The sequence below is a fragment of the Microbacterium sp. NPDC055312 genome, from assembly GCF_053645675.1.
In genome coordinates this window covers 542,355-560,204 of the sequence record NZ_JBSHMU010000002.1, presented here as the reverse complement: position 1 = coordinate 560,204, position 17,850 = coordinate 542,355, and the positions used below count along the sequence as shown (strand labels likewise).

At 71.1% G+C, this 17,850-nt stretch carries 20 protein-coding genes; 3 read left to right on the top strand and 17 right to left on the bottom strand.

Features of this window, described 5'->3' with window-relative positions:
* Nucleotides 1-11: 11 nt before the first annotated feature.
* The 11 genes from ACWIDW_RS07050 to ACWIDW_RS07000 all read right to left on the bottom strand — a co-directional run bounded on the left by ACWIDW_RS07050 (nt 12) and on the right by ACWIDW_RS07000 (nt 11,197).
* Complete coding sequence (locus tag ACWIDW_RS07050; protein WP_454124075.1) at nt 12-1,013, bottom strand: proline racemase family protein; 1,002 nt, start codon at nt 1,011-1,013, stop codon at nt 12-14.
* Nucleotides 1,014-1,098: 85 nt separating this feature from the next.
* On the bottom strand, nt 1,099-2,415 hold the full coding sequence (locus ACWIDW_RS07045; protein ID WP_454124073.1) for an MFS transporter: 1,317 nt from the start codon (nt 2,413-2,415) through the stop codon (nt 1,099-1,101).
* A 77-nt stretch (nt 2,416-2,492) separates the two neighbouring features.
* Complete coding sequence (locus ACWIDW_RS07040; RefSeq protein ID WP_454124071.1) at nt 2,493-3,902, bottom strand: FAD-dependent oxidoreductase; 1,410 nt, start codon at nt 3,900-3,902, stop codon at nt 2,493-2,495.
* Entirely contained in the window at nt 3,899-4,144 is a 246-nt protein-coding gene (locus tag ACWIDW_RS07035; protein WP_271639402.1) for a (2Fe-2S)-binding protein, read from the bottom strand. Before ACWIDW_RS07035 ends, ACWIDW_RS07040 begins: the two co-directional genes overlap by 4 nt.
* Entirely contained in the window at nt 4,141-5,301 is a 1,161-nt protein-coding gene (locus tag ACWIDW_RS07030) for an NAD(P)/FAD-dependent oxidoreductase (protein ID WP_454124069.1), read from the bottom strand. Before ACWIDW_RS07030 ends, ACWIDW_RS07035 begins: the two co-directional genes overlap by 4 nt.
* A 53-nt stretch (nt 5,302-5,354) precedes the next feature.
* The gene (locus tag ACWIDW_RS07025; protein WP_191712711.1) at nt 5,355-6,065 is read right to left on the bottom strand and encodes an ABC transporter ATP-binding protein; all 711 of its coding nucleotides are present in this window, start codon (nt 6,063-6,065) and stop codon (nt 5,355-5,357) included.
* Complete coding sequence (locus ACWIDW_RS07020) at nt 6,062-6,982, bottom strand: ABC transporter ATP-binding protein (protein ID WP_191712710.1); 921 nt, start codon at nt 6,980-6,982, stop codon at nt 6,062-6,064. Before ACWIDW_RS07020 ends, ACWIDW_RS07025 begins: the two co-directional genes overlap by 4 nt.
* Entirely contained in the window at nt 6,979-8,136 is a 1,158-nt protein-coding gene (locus ACWIDW_RS07015) for a branched-chain amino acid ABC transporter permease (RefSeq protein ID WP_454124067.1), read from the bottom strand. The genes ACWIDW_RS07020 and ACWIDW_RS07015 overlap by 4 nt, the downstream gene beginning before the upstream one ends.
* A 1-nt stretch (nt 8,137) precedes the next feature.
* Nucleotides 8,138-9,025 carry a branched-chain amino acid ABC transporter permease gene (locus ACWIDW_RS07010; protein ID WP_177243798.1) on the bottom strand — a complete coding sequence of 296 codons (888 nt, stop codon included), beginning with the start codon at nt 9,023-9,025 and terminating at the stop codon, nt 8,138-8,140.
* Nucleotides 9,026-9,201: 176 nt separating this feature from the next.
* On the bottom strand, nt 9,202-10,389 hold the full coding sequence (locus tag ACWIDW_RS07005; RefSeq protein WP_454124065.1) for a branched-chain amino acid ABC transporter substrate-binding protein: 1,188 nt from the start codon (nt 10,387-10,389) through the stop codon (nt 9,202-9,204).
* Nucleotides 10,390-10,513: 124 nt separating this feature from the next.
* On the bottom strand, nt 10,514-11,197 hold the full coding sequence (locus tag ACWIDW_RS07000; RefSeq protein ID WP_454124063.1) for a GntR family transcriptional regulator: 684 nt from the start codon (nt 11,195-11,197) through the stop codon (nt 10,514-10,516).
* Nucleotides 11,198-11,322: 125 nt separating this feature from the next.
* Here ACWIDW_RS07000 and ACWIDW_RS06995 point away from each other — a divergent pair, with 125 nt between their 5' ends.
* Entirely contained in the window at nt 11,323-12,099 is a 777-nt protein-coding gene (locus ACWIDW_RS06995) for a hypothetical protein (protein WP_454124062.1), read from the top strand.
* On the opposite strand, the gene ACWIDW_RS06990 is transcribed toward ACWIDW_RS06995, so the two are convergent.
* Nucleotides 12,042-12,707: a helix-turn-helix transcriptional regulator gene (locus ACWIDW_RS06990; protein WP_454124060.1), complete on the bottom strand. Its 666-nt coding sequence runs from the start codon at nt 12,705-12,707 to the stop codon at nt 12,042-12,044. The two genes, ACWIDW_RS06995 and ACWIDW_RS06990, sit on opposite strands and share 58 nt — an antisense overlap.
* A 98-nt stretch (nt 12,708-12,805) precedes the next feature.
* Here ACWIDW_RS06990 and ACWIDW_RS06985 point away from each other — a divergent pair, with 98 nt between their 5' ends.
* The gene (locus ACWIDW_RS06985) at nt 12,806-13,282 is read left to right on the top strand and encodes a MogA/MoaB family molybdenum cofactor biosynthesis protein (protein WP_454124058.1); all 477 of its coding nucleotides are present in this window, start codon (nt 12,806-12,808) and stop codon (nt 13,280-13,282) included.
* Nucleotides 13,279-13,704, top strand: a complete 426-nt coding sequence (locus ACWIDW_RS06980) for a molybdenum cofactor biosynthesis protein MoaE (RefSeq protein WP_454124056.1) — start codon at nt 13,279-13,281, stop codon at nt 13,702-13,704. Before ACWIDW_RS06985 ends, ACWIDW_RS06980 begins: the two co-directional genes overlap by 4 nt.
* 60 nt (nt 13,705-13,764) lie before the next feature.
* Here the strand turns inward: ACWIDW_RS06980 and ACWIDW_RS06975 are convergent, their stop codons facing one another.
* The 5 genes from ACWIDW_RS06975 to ACWIDW_RS06955 are packed head-to-tail and all read right to left on the bottom strand — an operon-like array spanning nt 13,765 to nt 17,803.
* A complete protein-coding gene (locus tag ACWIDW_RS06975; RefSeq protein ID WP_454124054.1) occupies nt 13,765-14,013 on the bottom strand; it encodes a MoaD/ThiS family protein in 249 nt (82 codons plus the stop codon).
* A gap of 1 nt (nt 14,014) precedes the next feature.
* Complete coding sequence (locus tag ACWIDW_RS06970; RefSeq protein WP_454124052.1) at nt 14,015-14,905, bottom strand: NTP transferase domain-containing protein; 891 nt, start codon at nt 14,903-14,905, stop codon at nt 14,015-14,017.
* Nucleotides 14,902-15,375 (bottom strand): cyclic pyranopterin monophosphate synthase MoaC, encoded by a 474-nt coding sequence (gene moaC / locus ACWIDW_RS06965; protein ID WP_454124051.1) that lies wholly within the window; start codon nt 15,373-15,375, stop codon nt 14,902-14,904. The genes ACWIDW_RS06970 and moaC overlap by 4 nt, the downstream gene beginning before the upstream one ends.
* Nucleotides 15,375-16,601: a molybdopterin molybdotransferase MoeA gene (locus tag ACWIDW_RS06960; RefSeq protein ID WP_454124049.1), complete on the bottom strand. Its 1,227-nt coding sequence runs from the start codon at nt 16,599-16,601 to the stop codon at nt 15,375-15,377. The genes moaC and ACWIDW_RS06960 overlap by 1 nt, the downstream gene beginning before the upstream one ends.
* Nucleotides 16,598-17,803, bottom strand: a complete 1,206-nt coding sequence (locus ACWIDW_RS06955; protein ID WP_454124047.1) for a ThiF family adenylyltransferase — start codon at nt 17,801-17,803, stop codon at nt 16,598-16,600. Before ACWIDW_RS06955 ends, ACWIDW_RS06960 begins: the two co-directional genes overlap by 4 nt.
* Between the last annotated feature and the right edge of the window lie 47 nt (nt 17,804-17,850).

The window sequence follows — 17,850 nt, the reverse complement described above, 5'->3', positions numbered from 1 at the left end:
CGGTGTGCGGGTCAGAACACGAATCCCTCGGGGAACGGGTCGTCCGGGTCGAGCAGGTACTGCCCGAGTCCGGTCACCCACGCGCGTCCGGTGATCGTAGGGACCACGGCGGGGCGGTCGCCCACGCGCGTCTCGGCCACCAGCGTGCCGGTGAACTCGGTGCCGATGAACGACTCGTTCACGAACGGAGTGTGCAGGGCGAGCTCCCCGCGGGCGTGCAGTTCGGCCATCCGCGCGCTCGTTCCCGTGCCGCACGGCGAGCGGTCGAACCAGCCCGGGTGGATCGCCATCGCATGACGGGATCGCACGGCATCCGAGCCGGGGGCGATGAACTCGACGTGGTGCACGTGGTTCGCCCCCTCGAGCACCGGATGCACGGGCGGGGCCTGAGTGTTGATCGCGTCCATGATCGCGAGGCCCGCGGCGAGGATGTCGTCCTGCCGGGCGCGGTCGAAGGGCAGCCCCACCTGCTCGAGCTCGACGAGCGCGTAGTAGTTGCCGCCGAAGGCGACCGAGTAGCTGATCTCTCCGACGCCGGGCACGTCGATGCGCTCGTCGAGACGGTCGACGAAGCTCGGCACGTTCTCGATGGTGACGTCGACGGCTCGGCCGTCTTCCACGCGCACCCGCGCGATGACGAGTCCTGCCGGCACGTCGAGACGGATCTCGGTGACCGGTTCGGTCACCTCGACCATGCCCGTCTCGACGAGCACGGTTGCCGCGCCGATCGTGCCGTGGCCGCACATCGGCAGGAATCCGGATGCCTCGATGAAGACGATGCCCCAGTCGGCGTCGTCCCGCGCCGGCGGCTGCAGCAGCACACCGGACATGGCGGCGTGACCGCGCGGCTCATTCATGAGAAAGCCGCGCAGCCCGTCGAGGTGCTCCATCGCGTACAGGCGGCGGTCGTTCATCGTCGTGCCGGGGATGCGTCCCACCCCGCCGGTGACGACGCGTGTCGGCATCCCCTCGGTGTGCGAGTCGACGGCCTGGATCGTTCGACGGGCGCGCATCAGATTCCTCCTACGAGATCGGGCGGCGTGAGACCAGTGGTCAGACGCGAGTGGGTCGGGTTCATCTTCTCAGTCGCGCATCTTCTCAGTCGCGCATCGAACGGTGACGAGTCTCGGGCATCGTGACGACCACAAGCAGCGCCAGCACCGTGATGATCACGACGTACCAGGCGGGCGCGACGGTGGAACCGGTCACGCCGATCAGCCAGGTCGCGAGCAGCGGTGCCGTGCCGCCGAAGATCGTGAAAGCCAGGTTGTAGCTGATCGATGCACCCGTGTAGCGCACTCGGGCCGGGAAGAGTTCGACGAACGCGGGGCCGGCGGGGCCGAAGAACAGTCCGAGGGCGAGGCCGAGCAGCCCCTGACTGATGATCGCCGCGCCGAGCGTGCCGACGCCGACGAGCAGGTACGCCGGCACGGCGACGATCGCACCGAACAGTCCGGCGATCAGCAGCATGCGCCGGCGCCCGATGCGGTCCGACACGAGGGCGGCGACAGGCACGGTGAAGAAGGTGATGAGCAGGGCGATGCTGTTCGAGATCAGGGCGGCCGACGACTCGAGCCCGATCGTCACCGTCATGTACGAGAAGAAGTAGCCCGTCAGCGAGTAGTAGCCCAGGCTGGCGACAGCGGCGATGCTGAAGCAGACGAGCATGTTGCGCCACTGCTCACGGAAAACGGTGCGAATCGGCGCCGACTCCACCTGTCGGTTCTCGCGCATCTCGACGAACGCGGGCGACTCGTCGACTCGCGTGCGGATGTACAGACCGACGACGGCCAGCGGCGCACCCAGCAGGAAGGGCACCCGCCACCCCCACGCCTGGTACGCATCGGGCGAGAGGACGGTGGTGAGGGCCAGCACAAGCAGGGCGGCGATGACCGGCGGCAGGTTCGACCACGTGTAGACCATGCCGACGTTGAAGCCACGACGCGCCGTCGGCGAGTGCTCGGCGACGAACGAGTTCGAGCCGATGGTCTCGCCGGCGGCCGAGAGTCCCTGCACCATGCGGAGCACGACCAGCAGCACCGGTGCCGCGACGCCGATCGCCGCATACGTCGGCAGCAGGCCGATCAAGGTGGTGGAGATGCCCATGACGAGGATCACCCCGGCCAGCACGCGCTTGCGGCCGAGCCGGTCGCCGAGGTAGCCGAGAAGGAACGCGCCGATGGGGCGCGCGACGAATCCGACCGCGTAGATGGCGAACACCGCCATGAGCGCCGCGGCCGCATCGGTCTTCGGAAAGAAGAGCACGGCGATCACGGGCGCCGCGTACGCGTACACCGCGAAGTCGAACCATTCGACGAAGTGTCCTATCGCCGACGACGTCATCACCTTGCGGACTCGACGTGCGTCGGCGGGAGCGGGTGAGTCGATCGGGTTCTCTGTTGCGGTGCTGCTCATTGCGTCTCCTTCGTCGCGTACTGGCGTGTAACATGTTACACGCTACACAACGCTCGAGACCGTGTCGTCGCTCGAACTCACCCGCGGGGCACGGATGCCGACGCCGCGTCATCCGTGCCAGACCGCGTGGCGTCCGAGCCGGCGAGGGCGGCGAGCTCGCCGATGCGCACCGACGAGAGCACCGGGCGCCGGTCGACGCCGAAGCTCGTGCCGAGCACGTCCTCCACGCTGCGGCCGCAGGTACGGCCCTGACAGCCGCCGAGCGCGGCGCGGGTGGACAGGCGCATGGCGCGCGACGAGGCGGACGAATACTCGTCGATCCGCGCCTTGGGCACACTCTCGCAGCGACAGATGATCGTGTCGTCCTCGAGCCATGTCGGCCACCCCCGGCCGATGCGGTGCACGTCCAGGCGCGCGGCGAACGCGCGCATCCGTCGCCGGGCGGCCAGCGGAGCCCTCCAGCGGGGGTCCGTTTCGGGCACTCCCGCGGCGGCCAGACCGGCGATCTCCCCCTCGGCGAGCGCGGCATCCGCGCCGCCGATCCCGGTGATCTCGCCCGCGGCGTACACACCGGCGACGCTGGTGCCCTGGTCGTCGCCGACCTGCACGAAGCGGTCGGAGCCGATCTCGCAGCCGAACTGGATGGCCGCCTCGAGCCGCGGCGTGAATCCGTGCCCGAGGGCGACCGAGTCGCACTCGATGATCCGCTCGGTTCCGGCGATCGGATGCCAGTCGGCATCGATCCGCTGCACGGTGACCGCTTCCACTCCGGCGGTGCCGTGGATGCGCGTGACCGCGCTGCCGAAGCGGTACGGGGTGCGGTGCCGCGCCAGCGAGAGCAGGTACGAGCCGAGTTCTCCGGCCTTGCCGACGGCGGCGGTGAGCTCCCACGCGCGGGCGCCCCAACCGCGCAGCATCCGGCCGGTCGAGGTCGCCTCGACGACCTCGGCGACCTGCCCGCCCATCAGTGCCACGCTCTGCGCGACCGGCAGCAGGAACGGACCGGCGCCGGCGACCACGGTGCGCACGCCGGGTGCGAGCCCGTCGCGCTTGGCCAGCGCCTGTGCGGCGCCGGCGGAGGTGACGCCGGGAAGCGTCCACCCCGGCACGGGCAGGACGCGATCGTGCGCGCCGGTGGCGACGACCACGGCATCCGCCTCGATGGTCTCCGCGCGGCGGTCGGCGGCGTCGGCGGGACCGATCAGCACGTGCGCGCGCAGCGGCGGGCCCGCCTCGACCCGCCACACGCTCGCCGACGAGATCACCCGAACATCGCGCAGGCGATCACGCAGATCGGTGAAGCGACGGCGTTGGTGCTGGAGGCGCTGGTCGGTGAGGGTGGGATGATGACGCCAGAACTGGCCGCCCACGCGCTCGCCCTCGTCGACGATCACCACGTCGGCGCCGGCATCCGCGGCGGCGGCCGCTGCTGCCAGACCGGCTGGGCCGGCACCGATGACCATCACCAGGGGTGCGCTGGCGCTCATGCGCGAATCTCCCTCTCGATCACGTCGCCGTCGCAGGCGGTGCGCTGACAGGCGCGGACGCCCTCGACGCCGTTGACGGTGAGCACGCAGTCCTGGCAGACGCCGATGCCGCAGAAGATGCCGCGTTCGCCGCCCTCGGCGGTGCGCCAGGTGCGGTGCCCGTGCGCAAGCAGCACGCCTGCGATGCTCTGGCCGTCGCGTCCTTCGAGCGACTCCCCGTCGAATCGGATCTGTACGGTCATGCCGCGGCTCCCTGCAGAGTGGCGCGCGAGGGAAGGAAGGGCGTCGGATCGAGCGGCGCGGAGGCGCCGAGCACGGCGTGCGCGATGAGCGCCCCGGTCGTGGGCGCCAGGCCGATGCCGGCGCCTTCGTGCCCGGCGGCATGGAACAGTCCCTGCACCCGCGCGTCCGCGCCGATGGCAGGCAGGTGGTCGGGCGCGTACGGGCGGAAGCCGAAGTAGGTGCGCAGCAGCATCGTGTCGCGCAGGAAGGGGAACAGCCTGGCGGCCTTCGCGGCGATCTCGGCGAGCGGCGCGAGCAGTCCGTCCTCCGAGAATCCGACGCGCTCGCGGCTCGAGCCGATCAGCACGGTGCCGGCGGGGGTCGACTCGACCACCGTCGAGGTCTGCAGCGCGGCATCCGCCGATCCGACCGCGCCCACGTAGTCGGCGTCGTACACCTTGTGGAAGATGCGCTGCGGCATCGCCGTCGTCACCAGGATCGTGCCGCGGCGCGGCCGGATGTCGAGGGCGGCGCCGAACAGCGTGGCGATCTCACCGGCCCACGGACCCGCGCAGTTCACCACGGCATCCGCATCGATGCGGCCGGTCGAGGTGCGCACACCCCGCACCCGCCCGGCCTCGACGATGGCCCCGGTGACCTCGGTGATCTGCAGTTGCGCCCCGAGGTGACGGGCGCGGGCGAGCATCGCCTGGGTGGCCAGGCTCGGCTGCACCTGGGCGTCGTCGGGGTAGTGCACGCCGACGGCGATCTCGGGGGCGAGGTGCGGCTCGGCGGCGCGCAGCGCCGGTGCGTCGAGCACCTCGGCGCGGATGCCCATCTCGCGCTGCGCCGCAGCGAAGGCCTTCAGCGCCTGGGCGCCCTCGGCGAAGGCGACGACGATCCCGCCCTTCGCCTCGAACTCGGTGGCCGGCTGCCCGGGCACGCGCTCCGCGTCGAGACGGGCCGAGAGCTCACGCCACGCGCGGTTCGCCTCGACGGCCATGACCGCTTCGGCTCCCGGCTGCTTGTCGGAGACGAGGATGTTGCCCTCACAGCGACTCGAAGTCTCACCGGCCACCCCGGTGCGGTCGAGCACCGTCACCTCGGCGCCGGCCTCGGTCAGGCTCAGCGCGCAGGCGGCGCCAACCGCGCCGGCTCCGATCACGATGATCCGCATCGATCACACCTCCTCAACCAGCTTAGTGCAATGTCACATGCTCACAATGCTTATCAGCCCCCGAGATAGGCGTCGATCACCCGGGCGTCCGCCGCAAGTTCCGCGGCCGGACCCGACAGGGTGGTCTGCCCGCTCTCGACGACGTACGCGCGGTCGGCGATCTTCAGCGCCGCGCGGGCGTTCTGCTCGACCAGCAGCACCGTGGTGCCCTGGGCGTTCACCGCCTGGATCGTCTCCATGACCTGCTTGACCACCAGCGGGGCGAGTCCCATCGACGGCTCGTCGAGCAGCAGCAGCTTGGGTCCGCCGATGATCGCGCGTCCGATCGCGACCATCTGCTGCTCGCCGCCCGAGAGCGTGCCGCCCTGCTGGCGGCGCCGCTCGGCGAGGCGCGGCATCAGCGCGTACACCTGATCGACGCGCTGGGCGATGAGCTTCGCGTCGCGCACGGTGTACCCGCCCAGCAGCAGGTTCTCGTGCACGGTCATCGTCGAGAAGATGCGCCGGCCTTCCGGCACGTGGATGAGCCCGGCTGCGACGATGTCCCACGGCTTCGCGGTGGCGAGGTCCATGTCACCCCAGCGCACCGTGCCCGACTTCGGGCGCACGAGCCCGGAGAGCATGTTCATCGTCGTCGACTTGCCGGCGCCGTTGTTGCCGAGCAGGCACACGATCTCGCCGTCCTGAACCTCGAAGCTCAGGCCGCGCAGGGCGTGCACACGACCGTAGTAGACGTCGGCCTCGTCGACCTTCAGCGTGCTCACGACCGCTTTCCCTTCCGGGTCCGGCCGGGGGTGTCGAGCGACGACAGGTTCACCGTGCCGGTCTGCAGCTTCGTCTCGTCGAGCGCCTCGTCCTCGACGCCGAGGTAGGCCTCGATGACCACGGGATCGTGCTTGATCTGCTCGGGTGTGCCCACAGCGATCTCCTTGCCGTAGTTGAGCACCACGATGCGCTCGGCCAGCTCCATGATCAGGCCCATGTCGTGCTCGATGAGCACGACGGCGATGCCGAGGTCGCGGATGCGGCGGATGAGCTGCATCAGCCCCTGCTTCTCGTTGAAGTTCAGCCCGGCTGCCGGCTCGTCCAGCAGCAGCAGCTTCGGCCCGGTGGCGAGCGCGCGGGCGATCTCGACGCGGCGCTGCTCGCCGTAGGGCAGCTGGGTGACGTAGAGGTTCTCGTCGCCGGTGAAGCCGACGAAGTCGAGCCATCCGCGCGCCTGCTCGGCGCACTCCTGCTCGGCGCGCCGGTACCCGGGGGTGTGCAGCAGAGTCGCCCAGAACCCCTCGCGCAGGTTGGCGTGCATCGCCGTCTTGATGTTGTCGAGCACGCTGAGCTCGCGGAACAGGCGCAGGTTCTGGAACGTGCGCGCCATGCCCCACTTCGTCACCCGCGACGGCAGCACCCGGTAGAAGCCGAAGCTCTGCAGCAGGTCGACCAGACGCAGGGTGCGGAAGATCCCGGGCGCTTCCCGCACGATGTCGTTGCCGTCGAAGACCACCGACCCCGACGTCGGCAGGTAGAACGCCGAGATGCAGTTGAACGCACTGGTCTTGCCGGCGCCGTTGGGCCCGATCACCGCGAGGATCTCCCCCGCCTCGACCGAGAAGCTCAGCCCGTCGACGGCCTTCACGCCGCCGAACTGCAGGCGCAGGTCCTTGACCTCCAGCAGCGCGCTCATCGGCTCTCCTCGCCTTCCACGGTCTCGAGGTCCTCGTTGGCGGCCGGCGGCGGCACCGCCATGAACCCTGCCGTCGCCGGAGGTACCGGCCTGCGCTTCTTCAGCCATGGCAGGACCGCGGTCGCCGGCCACAGCCCGGAGGGGCGGAACAGCATGACCACCACCAGCAGCACACCGAAGATGAGGAAGCGCCATTCCGCGAAGTCGCGCAGCAGCTCGGGGGCGAGCGAGACGAACAGCGCGCCGATGATCACACCGGGCGTCGATCCCATGCCGCCGAGCACGACGGCCATGAGGATGAGCGCCGAGTACAGGAACATGAAGCTGTTCGGGCTGATCGCCGACAGGTGCGTCGCCATGAGCTGCCCGGCGACGCCGGCCCAGACCGCGCCGATGATGTATGCCATGATCTTCGCGATGTAGGTGTTGATGCCCATCGCCTCAGCGGCATCCTCATCGTCGCGCACGGCCTTCCATGCCCGGCCGAGGCGTCCGCGGGCGAGGCGCCCGGCGCCGATCACGCCCACGAGCACGACCACGGCCGCGACGAAGTAGTAGAACACCACGCGCTGCGGGAACTCCAGCCCGAACAGGGTGAAGCCGTCGGCGAAGCTCCAGTCGCCGAAGCGCCAGGTGGGGATGCCGTGGATGCCGGAGGGTCCGCCGGTGATGTCGAGGTTGTTCGCCGTGATGCGGATGATCTCGCCGAAGCCGAGCGTGACGATGGCGAGGTAGTCGCTGCGCAGGCGCAGGGTGGGCGCGCCGATGATGATGCCGGCGATGATGCACGCCAGAACCGTGGCCGGCAGGGCCGCCCACATCGGCCAGCCGAGCACCGTGGTGAAGATCCCGGACGTGTAAGCGCCCACGGCGAAGAACGCGATGTAGCCCAGGTCAAGCAGTCCGGCGTAGCCGACGACGACGTTGAGCCCCATGCACAGCATGATGTAGATCAGCGCGCTCGTCGCGATCGACATGGTGTACCGCGACGCGTCGAGGAACGGCAGCAGGAGCAGCAGCACGATGCTGATCGCACCGAGCGCACGCAGGAAGCCGGTGTTGGACGAGAGGATGCCCGCCGGCGGGGCCGGGCGATCGAACAGCGGGGACGGCGCGCGCAGTGCGGCGCTGTCTCGGAATGCGGAGCGGGACATGTCACATCCTCTCGACGACGCGGGCGCCGAGCAGCCCGGTGGGTTTGAAGGTGAGGAACAGGATGAGGAAGGCGAACGAGAAGACGTCTCGCCATTCGCCGCCGAACCACGCCGAGCCGAACGACTCGAGCAGCCCGAGCAGCAGTCCGCCGAGCATGGCGCCGTAGAGATTGCCGATGCCGCCGATGACGGCCGCGGTGAACGCCTTGAGTCCGATGATGAATCCCATCAGGAAGTCGATCGAGCCGTAGTAGGCGCCGGCCATCACGCCGGCCGCTCCCGCGAGCGCCGAGCCGATGAAGAACACCGTGGCGATCACGCGGTTCACGTTGACGCCCATCAGCTGCGCGCCCTGCGGGTCGAGGGCGATGGCGCGCATGGCCCGCCCCTGGCGCGTGCGCTCGACGATGTGCGCGAGCACGAGCATCAGGGCGGCCGCGATCACGACGAGCACGATCTGCGCGGCGGTGATGCGCATGCCGGCGAAGTCGAAGCCCGACGACTCCAGCCGCACCGGGAACGCCTCGGGGTTGGGGCCGAAGATCTGACGCACGGCGTACTCGAGGGTGAACGAGACGCCGATGGCGGTGATCAGCACAGCCAGCCGCGGACTCTTGCGCAGCGGGCGGTACGCGATGCGCTCGATGCCGACGCCGATGAGACCGGTGGTCACCATCGACAGCAGCATGATGACCAGCAGCAGCGGGATCGACGACTCGTTCGAGATGCCGAACGCCGACATGGTGGCGAAGCCGGCGAACGCGCCGAGCATGTAGATGTCGCCGTGCGCGAAGTTCAGCAACTTGATGATCCCGTAGACCATGCTGTAGCCGAGCGCGACGAGGGCGTAGAACGAGCCGACGATGAGGCCGTTCCAGATGAGTTGCATCACTGCGGATGTCCTTGCTCGTCAGGGGCGGGAGGAAGCGTCCCGGGCGTATGCCGGGCGGTCGGGAGCCGGGCGGGCGGATGCCGGGCGGGAGCCGGGCGAGCGGATGCCAGGCATCCGGATGCCGGACGGGAGCCGGCGGGCGGGGCGGCTCGCACCGCCCCGCCGCGTCGGTCTCAACCCTGCAGGTCGTCCTTGAGCACGAAGCTGCCGCTCGAGGGGTCGATGCCCACGATCACGAAGCCGCCGCCCGAGAGGGTGTGGTCCTTGGTGAAGGTCAGCGGGCCGGCGAAGGTCTTGAAGTCCTTCAGCCCCTCCAGCGCCGCGACGACCTTGTCGAAGTCGGTGCTGTCGGCCTCGTCGATCGCCTCTGCGACCACGCGCACGGCGTCGTACGACTGCGTGGAGTACGGGCCGGGCTTGCCGCCGGCCAGCTTCTCGTAGTCGGCGATCCACTTGTCGGCGCCCTGGATCATGTCGGGCGTCTGGGTGAAGGTGCCCACCACGTTGTCGGTGTAGCCCTTGCCGGCGATCTCGGCGAACTTCGCGTCGACCGAGCCGTCGCCCACCAGGAACGCGCCCTCGTAGCCGGCGTCGGTGGACTGCCGCACGATCAGGCCGCCCTCCTGGTAGTACCCGGTCCAGTAGACGAGGTCGGGCTTCGCCGAGGCGAGCTGGGTGGCCACGGCCGAGTAGTCGTTCTCGCCCGGCGTGACGGTGGCCTCGAACGCGATGGCGAGGCCGGCGTCCTTCGCCTGCTGCACGAACGAGTCGGCGAGGTCGGCCGAGTACGCCGTGGCGTCGTCGATCGCGGCCACGGTCTTCGCGCCGATCTTCTCGGCGTACGTCACCGCGGCCTTGGCCTGCTGGGTGCCGGTGCCGTTGATGAGGAAGACGCCGGGCAGCTTCTGCTTGACGAGCTCGTTCGAGTTCGCCGCGGGGATCACCATTGGGATGCCGGCTTCGTCGAAGATCGGCAGGGTGGGCAGCGTCGCGCCCGAGCAGTAGCCGCCGACCGAGGCGACCACGCCGTTGGTGACGAGCTTGTTGGCCGCCGCGACCGAGGCGGTGGCGTCGCACGCGTCGTCTTCGACGACGAGCTCGAGCTTGCGGTCGTCGATGCCGCCGTCGGCGTTGATCTCGTCGATCGCCAGCTGCGCGCCGTTCTTCATGTAGTCGCCGAAGGCGGACTCGCTGCCTGAAAAGGGCGCCAGCATGCCCAGCTTGATGGGCCCGTCGGAGCTGCCTCCGCCTGACCCGCCGCCGGAGCCGAGACCGCCCGAGCAGCCGGCGGTGATGATGATCGCGCTGGCTGCGGCGACGAGGGAGAGAGTGCGCCGCAGACGCGTGGAACGGGTATTCATGTGATGGTCCTCCTGGATGCCTCATTGCATGTGCCATCGGATAGTACGTGACACATTACTGTGCCGATGACCGGAACGAAATCCCCTGATACCAATCCGTGACCGAATCCGCGACGAGCGTCGATCAGCTCTCGTCGCGCCCGCTCCAGATGCCGCCGACGTGACCGATGTGGCGCCGCATCAGCGCCTCGGCCCCCGCACCGTCGCCGGCGACCAGCAGGTCGACCAACTGCGCATGCTCGAGCGCGGTCGGCATGAGCGCGTCGGACTCGACCAGGTGCGCAAGACCCACCAGACGCGTCTGCTGACGCAGCTCCCGCACGACGCCGAGCAGGGTGCGGTTGCCCGACACCTCGAGCACCCGCAGATGGAAGGCGGTGTCGGCGGCGAGGAACTCCGCGAACTGCCCCGCCCGACCCGCTGCCACGATCCGATCGGCGAGCACGCGCAGCTCGGCTGCCGCAGCCTCGTCGAGCCTGCCGGCGATGTGGCGCATGGGTGGCGCCTCGAGCAGCATCCGCACCTCGCACAGCTCGTTCAGCTCGTCGCGCGAGACCTCCGTCACCGCGAAGCCGCGATTGCGGATGGGGGCGAGGAAGCCGCGGCGCGTGAGGTTGAGCATCGCCTCGCGCACGGGAGTGGCGCTCACGCCGAAGTCACCCGCCAGACGCGGCACGGTCAGCACCTGCCCCGGCGGGATCTCGCCGGCGACGATCCGCGCCGACAGCTGGTCCTCGATCTGCTCGCGCAGGCTCTCGGCGGGGGCGAGCGGCGCGGCGAAGCCGCTCAGAGCATCCTGCAGCGTCATGGCCACACCCTACCCGCGCGTGAGTGCCCGGCGCCGAGCGCGTTCTGCCCGGCCCGACCCGGCGGGCCCGGTCGGGGTTCCGAATAGGATCGAGCTGAGAACGGATGCCGGAACGGAGACGCGCGATGGGATTCCTCACCTCCCCTGCACTGAGCGAGACGGGCTACGTCGTGCTCGACCGCCGCGACCAGTCGAACGACCCCGACGAGTGGCGCGATCTCGAGTACGTCGGCTGGCGCTCGTCGGGAATCACCCGCTTCGCCCCGCTGGCGAGTCACGCGGGCGACGTCGAGTGCAACGGGTTCTGGAACCACACCCCGCCGCGCACCGACAAGGACGGCGTGTGGGTCGCATCGCAGGTCGCGAAGGCGCCGACCCTGCAGGCGCGCGCGCTCGAGCCCGGCGCCAACGTCGGCCGTTGCCGGGTCATCGAGCTGCAGCCGAACACCTACGCCGATGCGATCTACAACCTGCACCAGGACGACAACAACCGGCTCAACACCGAGGGCACCGGCTGGGTGGTGCGGGCCTGGCTCAACCTGACGGATGACCCCGACTCGCTGCTCATCCTGCGCTCCGACCGGTTCGACCCGTCGACCGAGATCCGCCTGCCGCTGCCTGCCGGCTCCCGCATCATCGTCGACACGCAGCGCTTCTGGCATGCCGTGTGGCACCGGGGGGACGCGCCGCGCTACTCGCTGATCTGCTCGTGGACGTCGGGCCCCGAGCTCGACGCGTACCTCGCCGCAGGCAACGCGAACCCGCATCCGGCATCCGTCCCGCTTCCCGCCGCCCTCGTCGCCGATGCCCAGGCCGAGATGCACCGGCGCATCGAAGAGCGCCGTCAGGCGTTCGAGGCGCTCGGGATCGTGATGGAGCCGACCGAGTCGCTGTACAGCTGATCGACGCGCAGCTGCACCGTGCACTCCTCGGCACGGCGGGGGGACTGTACGCACTCGGCCGCGATGGGTCCGCCGGCCTGCGTCAGCACGCCCTGCATCAAGCCGAGATGCACCTGGCACAGCATCGGCCGGTACTCGGGGGCGCTCGCGGCATGCGGGCACGGCGTGAGGTCGACCGTCATGCGGCTCTCGTCGACGATCGGCTCGAAGCCGCTCTCCTCGAGATGCTCGACCAGCGCGTCCAGCTGGTAGGTCGCGTCTCGCCCCAGTTCGGAGTCGGGCTCCGACAGGACGCGGCGCATCAGGTCACCCCGCCGTGCCGCCTCGGCGACCTTGTCGCGGGCGATCGGGCTCGACGCCTCCGGTGCGCCCGTCGCGGCGCTGTACAGGGTGCGCGGGCGACCGCGGGTGGTGCGGTGCTCGGTGGCCTGGATGACGTAGCCGCCCTCGATCAGCCGCTGCAGGTGCTCGCGCACGGTGTTCGCGTGCAGGCCGGTCGCCTCGCACAGCTCGCCGATCGTGCGCTCGGCCCGGGTCTGCACGAGATGCAGGATGCGCACGCGCGAGTAGCTGGAGATCGGCCCGTACGCGACCGCAGTGGTGGTCATGCTCCCATGCTCCCAGAACCCGTCCGGATGCAGGTGCGCGCGGGCCGTGAATAATCACCGGCGGCGCGGGCATCGGCCGCGCGGATAGTGTGGGAGCCATGACCGCCGCCGCCGTCCTCACCGTCTCCGACCGTTCTGCGGCCGGTGTGCGGCCCGACTCGGCCGGCCCGGTCGCCGTGCTCGCGCTGCGCGAGGCGGGCTTCGCCTGCGCCGACGCGACCGTGATCCCCGACGGGGCGGATGCCGTCGAGCGCGCCCTGCGCGAGCTGCGCGATGCGGGCGTCCGGCTGATCATCACCAGCGGCGGCACGGGCGTCGGCCCGCGCGACGAGACACCCGAGGGAACCGCCCGCGTGATCGAGCGGCAGCTGCCCGGCATCGCCGAAGAGCTGCGCCGCGCCGGTCTCGCCGCCACCCCCGCGTCGATGCTCACCCGCGGCCTCGCGGGCGTCGTCGGCGCCACCCTGATCGTCAACCTGCCCGGCTCGCCGAAGGCCGTCGCCGAGGGCATGCCCGTCGTGCTCTCGGTGGCCGGTCACGTGCTCAGCCAACTCGATGGAGAGGACCACCGATGACCGTCCGCCTCGCGCGCATCTCAGAGCAGGCGCTGTCGCTCGATGAGCACATCGCCGCCGTCGACAACACCACCGCCGGCGCTGTCACGACCTTCGTGGGCCGGGTGCGCGACCACGATCCGGATGCCGCGGATGCCGTCGTCGCGCTGGAGTACACCTCCCACCCGGATGCCGAGCCGACGCTGCACCGCATCGCCGAGGGCGCCGCCGAGGGCACGGATGCCGTCGTCGCGGTCAGCCATCGGGTCGGGCGTCTCGACGTGGGCGAGGCGGCCGTCGTCATCGCGGTGGCGTCGTCGCACCGCGATGAGGCGTTCACGGTCTGCCGCGAGGTGATCGAGGCGATCAAGCGCGAGCTGCCGGTGTGGAAGCGTCAGGTCGAGGCCGACGGCACGACCGCGTGGAAGGGCATCGGCGGCTGACCTGAGCTCGGCGCTGCCTACCACGGCCGATCGGCGCTGCGGCCACGTCCGGAGCGCAGTTCACCCGCCGGCGAAGGGCGGGAGCACGTCGATGGTGCGCGCCCCGGCGAGCGCGAAGTCGTCGTCGACTCGGGCGCCGTCGACCAGCACCGCACACCGCGACAGGATGCCGGCCAGCGCCGGATGCTCGGCGAGCAGATGCTGCTTGAGCGCGCCCAGCGTCGCGGCATCCGTCGTCAGCGAATCCTGACCGACAGCCTCCTGTGCTGCGGCGAAGAAGCGCACCGTGGTGATCTGCGTCGTCGTCATGTCAGGACTCCTTCCCGCCACCGGCGAGCTCGACCACCGCGGCGACCGTCTCGCGCACCTGCTCGGGCGTGCCGCCGGCGCGGCCGGCGACGAGCCCCGCGACGAACGCGCTGACGGGCGCTGCGGGCCGGGCGACCCCGTTGGCGACGTCGCGCGCGAGGTCGAGGATGAGGCTGACGGGCACGTCTGCGGCATCCAGGTCGAACCGCTCGCGCAGGACGCGAGCCCAGTCGTCGAGCGCCTCCGGCGGCAGCGTGCGGGGTGATTCACTCACGGATTCCTCCTCGAATGCGGCGCGCGTGCGCGTCAGGTCCGCCGGGGTGTCGATGTCGGCGGTGATCCCATCTTCGTCTGCCAGCCACGTTATCTCGAGCCCGCCGAGCAGGGCGCGGCACGAGGCGCCGGCGAGGTCGTCACCGGCGGCGCGCACGGCAGCGCGCAGGGCGGCGGTGCGGTAGACGCCGGCGAGCCATTGCGGATGCCCGTCGGCGGTGAACACGACGGCCTCGGCGCTCGGTGGGGCCGACGACACCGCCGCGGTCAGGCGCGCGGCGACGCGGGTGACGTGCGGCAGGTCGCCCGCGAGCACGAGCGTCCATTCCGGGACCTCGCGGCCGTCGGCGCCGTCGTGGCCGAGCGCGGACACTCCTGCGGCGATGCCCGCGGCCGGTCCCGAGAACGGCGGATGCTCCCGCACCCAGCGCACCTGCACGTCGCGATCGAGCTCGGGCCCGACGGCGATGATCGGCGCGCATCCGGCATCCGCCACCGCACGCACCGTGCGGGAGAGCAGCGTCTCACCGCCCACCTCGAGCAGGGGCTTGACGCCGCCGCCCAGGCGGGTGGCGCGCCCGCCGACAAGCAGGATCGCGCCGAGGCGCACCCCGGTCATTCGCCGGGCCGGCGCCACGATCCGCTGCGGCCGCCCTCCTTCGCGGTGATGCGCAGGTTCTCGATCGAGGCCGACTTGTCGACGCCCTTGATCATGTCGATCACCGACAGTGCGGCGACCGAGACGGCGGTGAGCGCCTCCATCTCGACGCCGGTGCGGTCGGCGGTGCGCACGGTCGCCTCGATGGCGACGCCTTCGTCTTCGATGTCGAGGTCGACGACCGCGCCGTGCACGCCGATCACGTGCGCGAGGGGCAGCAGCTCGGGGGTGCGTTTCGCGGCCTGGATGCCGGCGATGCGCGACACCGCGAGCACGTCGCCCTTGGGCACCGACCCGTCGCGCAGCAGGGCAACCGTGTCGGCCGCGCAGCGCACGAATCCGCGCGCGGTCGCGGCGCGCACGGTCGGCTGCTTCTCGGTGACGTCGACCATGCGGGCGTGGCCGGCGGAATCCAGATGGGTGAAGGTCATCACAGCTCCATGATGTCGATGAGGTCGCCGGCGAAGACCTGCTCCACCTCGGCGGGGACGATCGCGTACGCCTCGGCCGAACCGAGACCCACGCTGAGGTGAGAGCCCGATCCGCCGGCGGTGGCGGGGCGCACGACCGGGCGGGCGGGGTCGGTGCGGTCGATCACGGCGGGCAGGTACTGACGGCGCCCGGGCGGGGTGCGCCACGCGGCTCCCGCGGGCAGCTGCCGGCGGGGCCGGTGGATGCCGTCGCGGCCCTGCATGCGCAGCAGCGCCGGCCGCACGAAGACCTCGAACGACACGGCCGCGCTGACGGGGTTGCCGGGAAGGCCGAACATCAGCATCCCGTCGGCGGTCGCGCCGAAGCCCTGCGGCTTGCCGGGCTGCATGGCGACCTTCGTGAACTCCATGGCGCCGTCGAGGCTCTGCTTGACGACCTCGTACGCGCCGGCACTGACGCCGCCCGAGAAGACGATCGCAGCGGCGCCCAGGTCTCTCGCCTCGGCGACGGCGGCGGCCGGGCCGTCGCCCTCGTCGTCGACGACGCGGCGCAGCACGACCTCGGCGCCGGCTTCGGCCGCCAGTCCGGCGAGCAGGACGCCGTTCGACTCGGGGATCTGTCCGCGCTGCAGCGACGTGCCGGGCGCGACGAGCTCGGAGCCCGTGGAGACGATCGCGACGCGTGGCCTGGGGGCGACGTCGACGTGCGCGATGCCGGCGGATGCCAGTGCCGCCAGCTGCCGTGGCCCGAGCAGCGTGCCCGCGGTGAGCACGACCGCGTCGGCGGTGATGTCGGCGCCGGCGCGCCGGATGTGGGCGTTCTGCGCGTGGGGCGCCCGCAGCACGAGCGCCGTCTCGAGGGAGTCGGCGAGTCCGCCGGCGGTGTCTTCGAACGGCACGATCGCGTCGGCGTCGGTCGGTGTCGGCGACCCGGTCATGATCCGCGCGGCCTCTCCCGGCCCGACCGCCGGGTCGAGCGCGCTGCCGGCGGGGATGTCGGCGACGACGCGCAGGGTGACCGGATGCTCGGGCGTCGCGCCCGCGACATCCGCCCAGCGCACGGCGAAGCCGTCCATGGCGGAGTTGTCGAAGACGGGTACGGCGACAGCGGCGCGGGCGTCGGATGCCAGGGTCAGGCCGTGCGCGTCATCGAGCGGCACGGTGACGGGCGGCCGCTGCCGCACCTGTGCGAGCACGACCTCGAGCTGTTCTTCGACGGTTCTCATGCGGTCGCCTCTCTCTGCGGCTCGCCTGTTCGGGAGGAGTTCGCGCCCTGCGGAGGTGACGTCTCGAGGATCGCTCCTCCCGTGCCGGAGTTCTCCTCCCCGGTGCGCGGCGTCACGTTCCATGCATCCATTCCCCCGGTCAGCACGACCGCGTCGGCGCCGACCGCGCGCAGCGCCTCGGCCGCCCGCCGTGCGCGCACCCCGGCCTGGCAGATCACGACGATCCGGCCCGGATCGATCGCCGACGGATCGGCGAGCACCTGGGCCAGCGGCACGTGCGTCGCACCGGGGATCATGCCGGAGGCGACCTCGGCATCCTCCCGCACGTCGAGCAGCAGCGCGCCGGCGTCCGACTCGGCACCGAGGTCGGCGACCGTGACGTGCGGAGGCTGTGGCCGGGGTGCGGATGGAGGCGCGGCCTGTGTGGCCTGCGCGCGGGACGAGCGCAGCGGCACCTCGCCGGTCTTGGCCCGCAGCGCGTCGATGACGAGCACGCGGCCGAGCAGCGGGTCGCCGATGCCGGTGATGAGCTTGATCGCCTCCATCGCGAGGATCGATCCGGCCTGCAGGCAGAGCGCGCCGAAGACGCCGACCGCGGCGCAGGTGGGCAGCTCCCCCACGCTCCCCTCGGGGTACAGGTCGGCGAGCACGACGGCGTCGGCCCCCGGCGGCGGTGACGACCAGAACACGGTGATCTGCGCGGCGAACTCCTGGATCACGCCCCACACCAGCGGGATGCCGAGCCGCTCGGCGGCGGCGGCGACCAGCAGACGCGTCTCGAACGTGTCGGTGCCGTCGATGACCAGGTCGGCGCCGGAGAGGAGGTCTGCGGCATTGTCGGAGGTCAGTCGCACGCGCAGCGCTCTGACCGTCGTCTCGGGGGAGAGATCGGCGGCGACGCGCACGGCGCTGTCGACCTTCGGGCTGCCGACATCGCCGTGCCGGTGCATGACCTGACGCTGCAGATTCGACAGCTCGACGTCGTCGTCGTCGATGATCGTCAGGGTTCCGATCCCCGCGGCGGCGAGCGCGAGCACGACGGGAGCGCCCAGCCCGCCCGCCCCCACGACCGCGACGTGGGCGGCGCGCAGGCGGCGCTGTCCGATCTCGCCCAGGCCGGCGAGCACCTGGTGGCGCGCGGTGCGCAGACGTTCGGCATCGCTCAGGGCGTCGACGGGCTCGACGAGAGGCGGCAGAGGCATACTGCGAGCGTACGGTTCTCGCGCGCGCCGAGCGAGCATCGCGACGA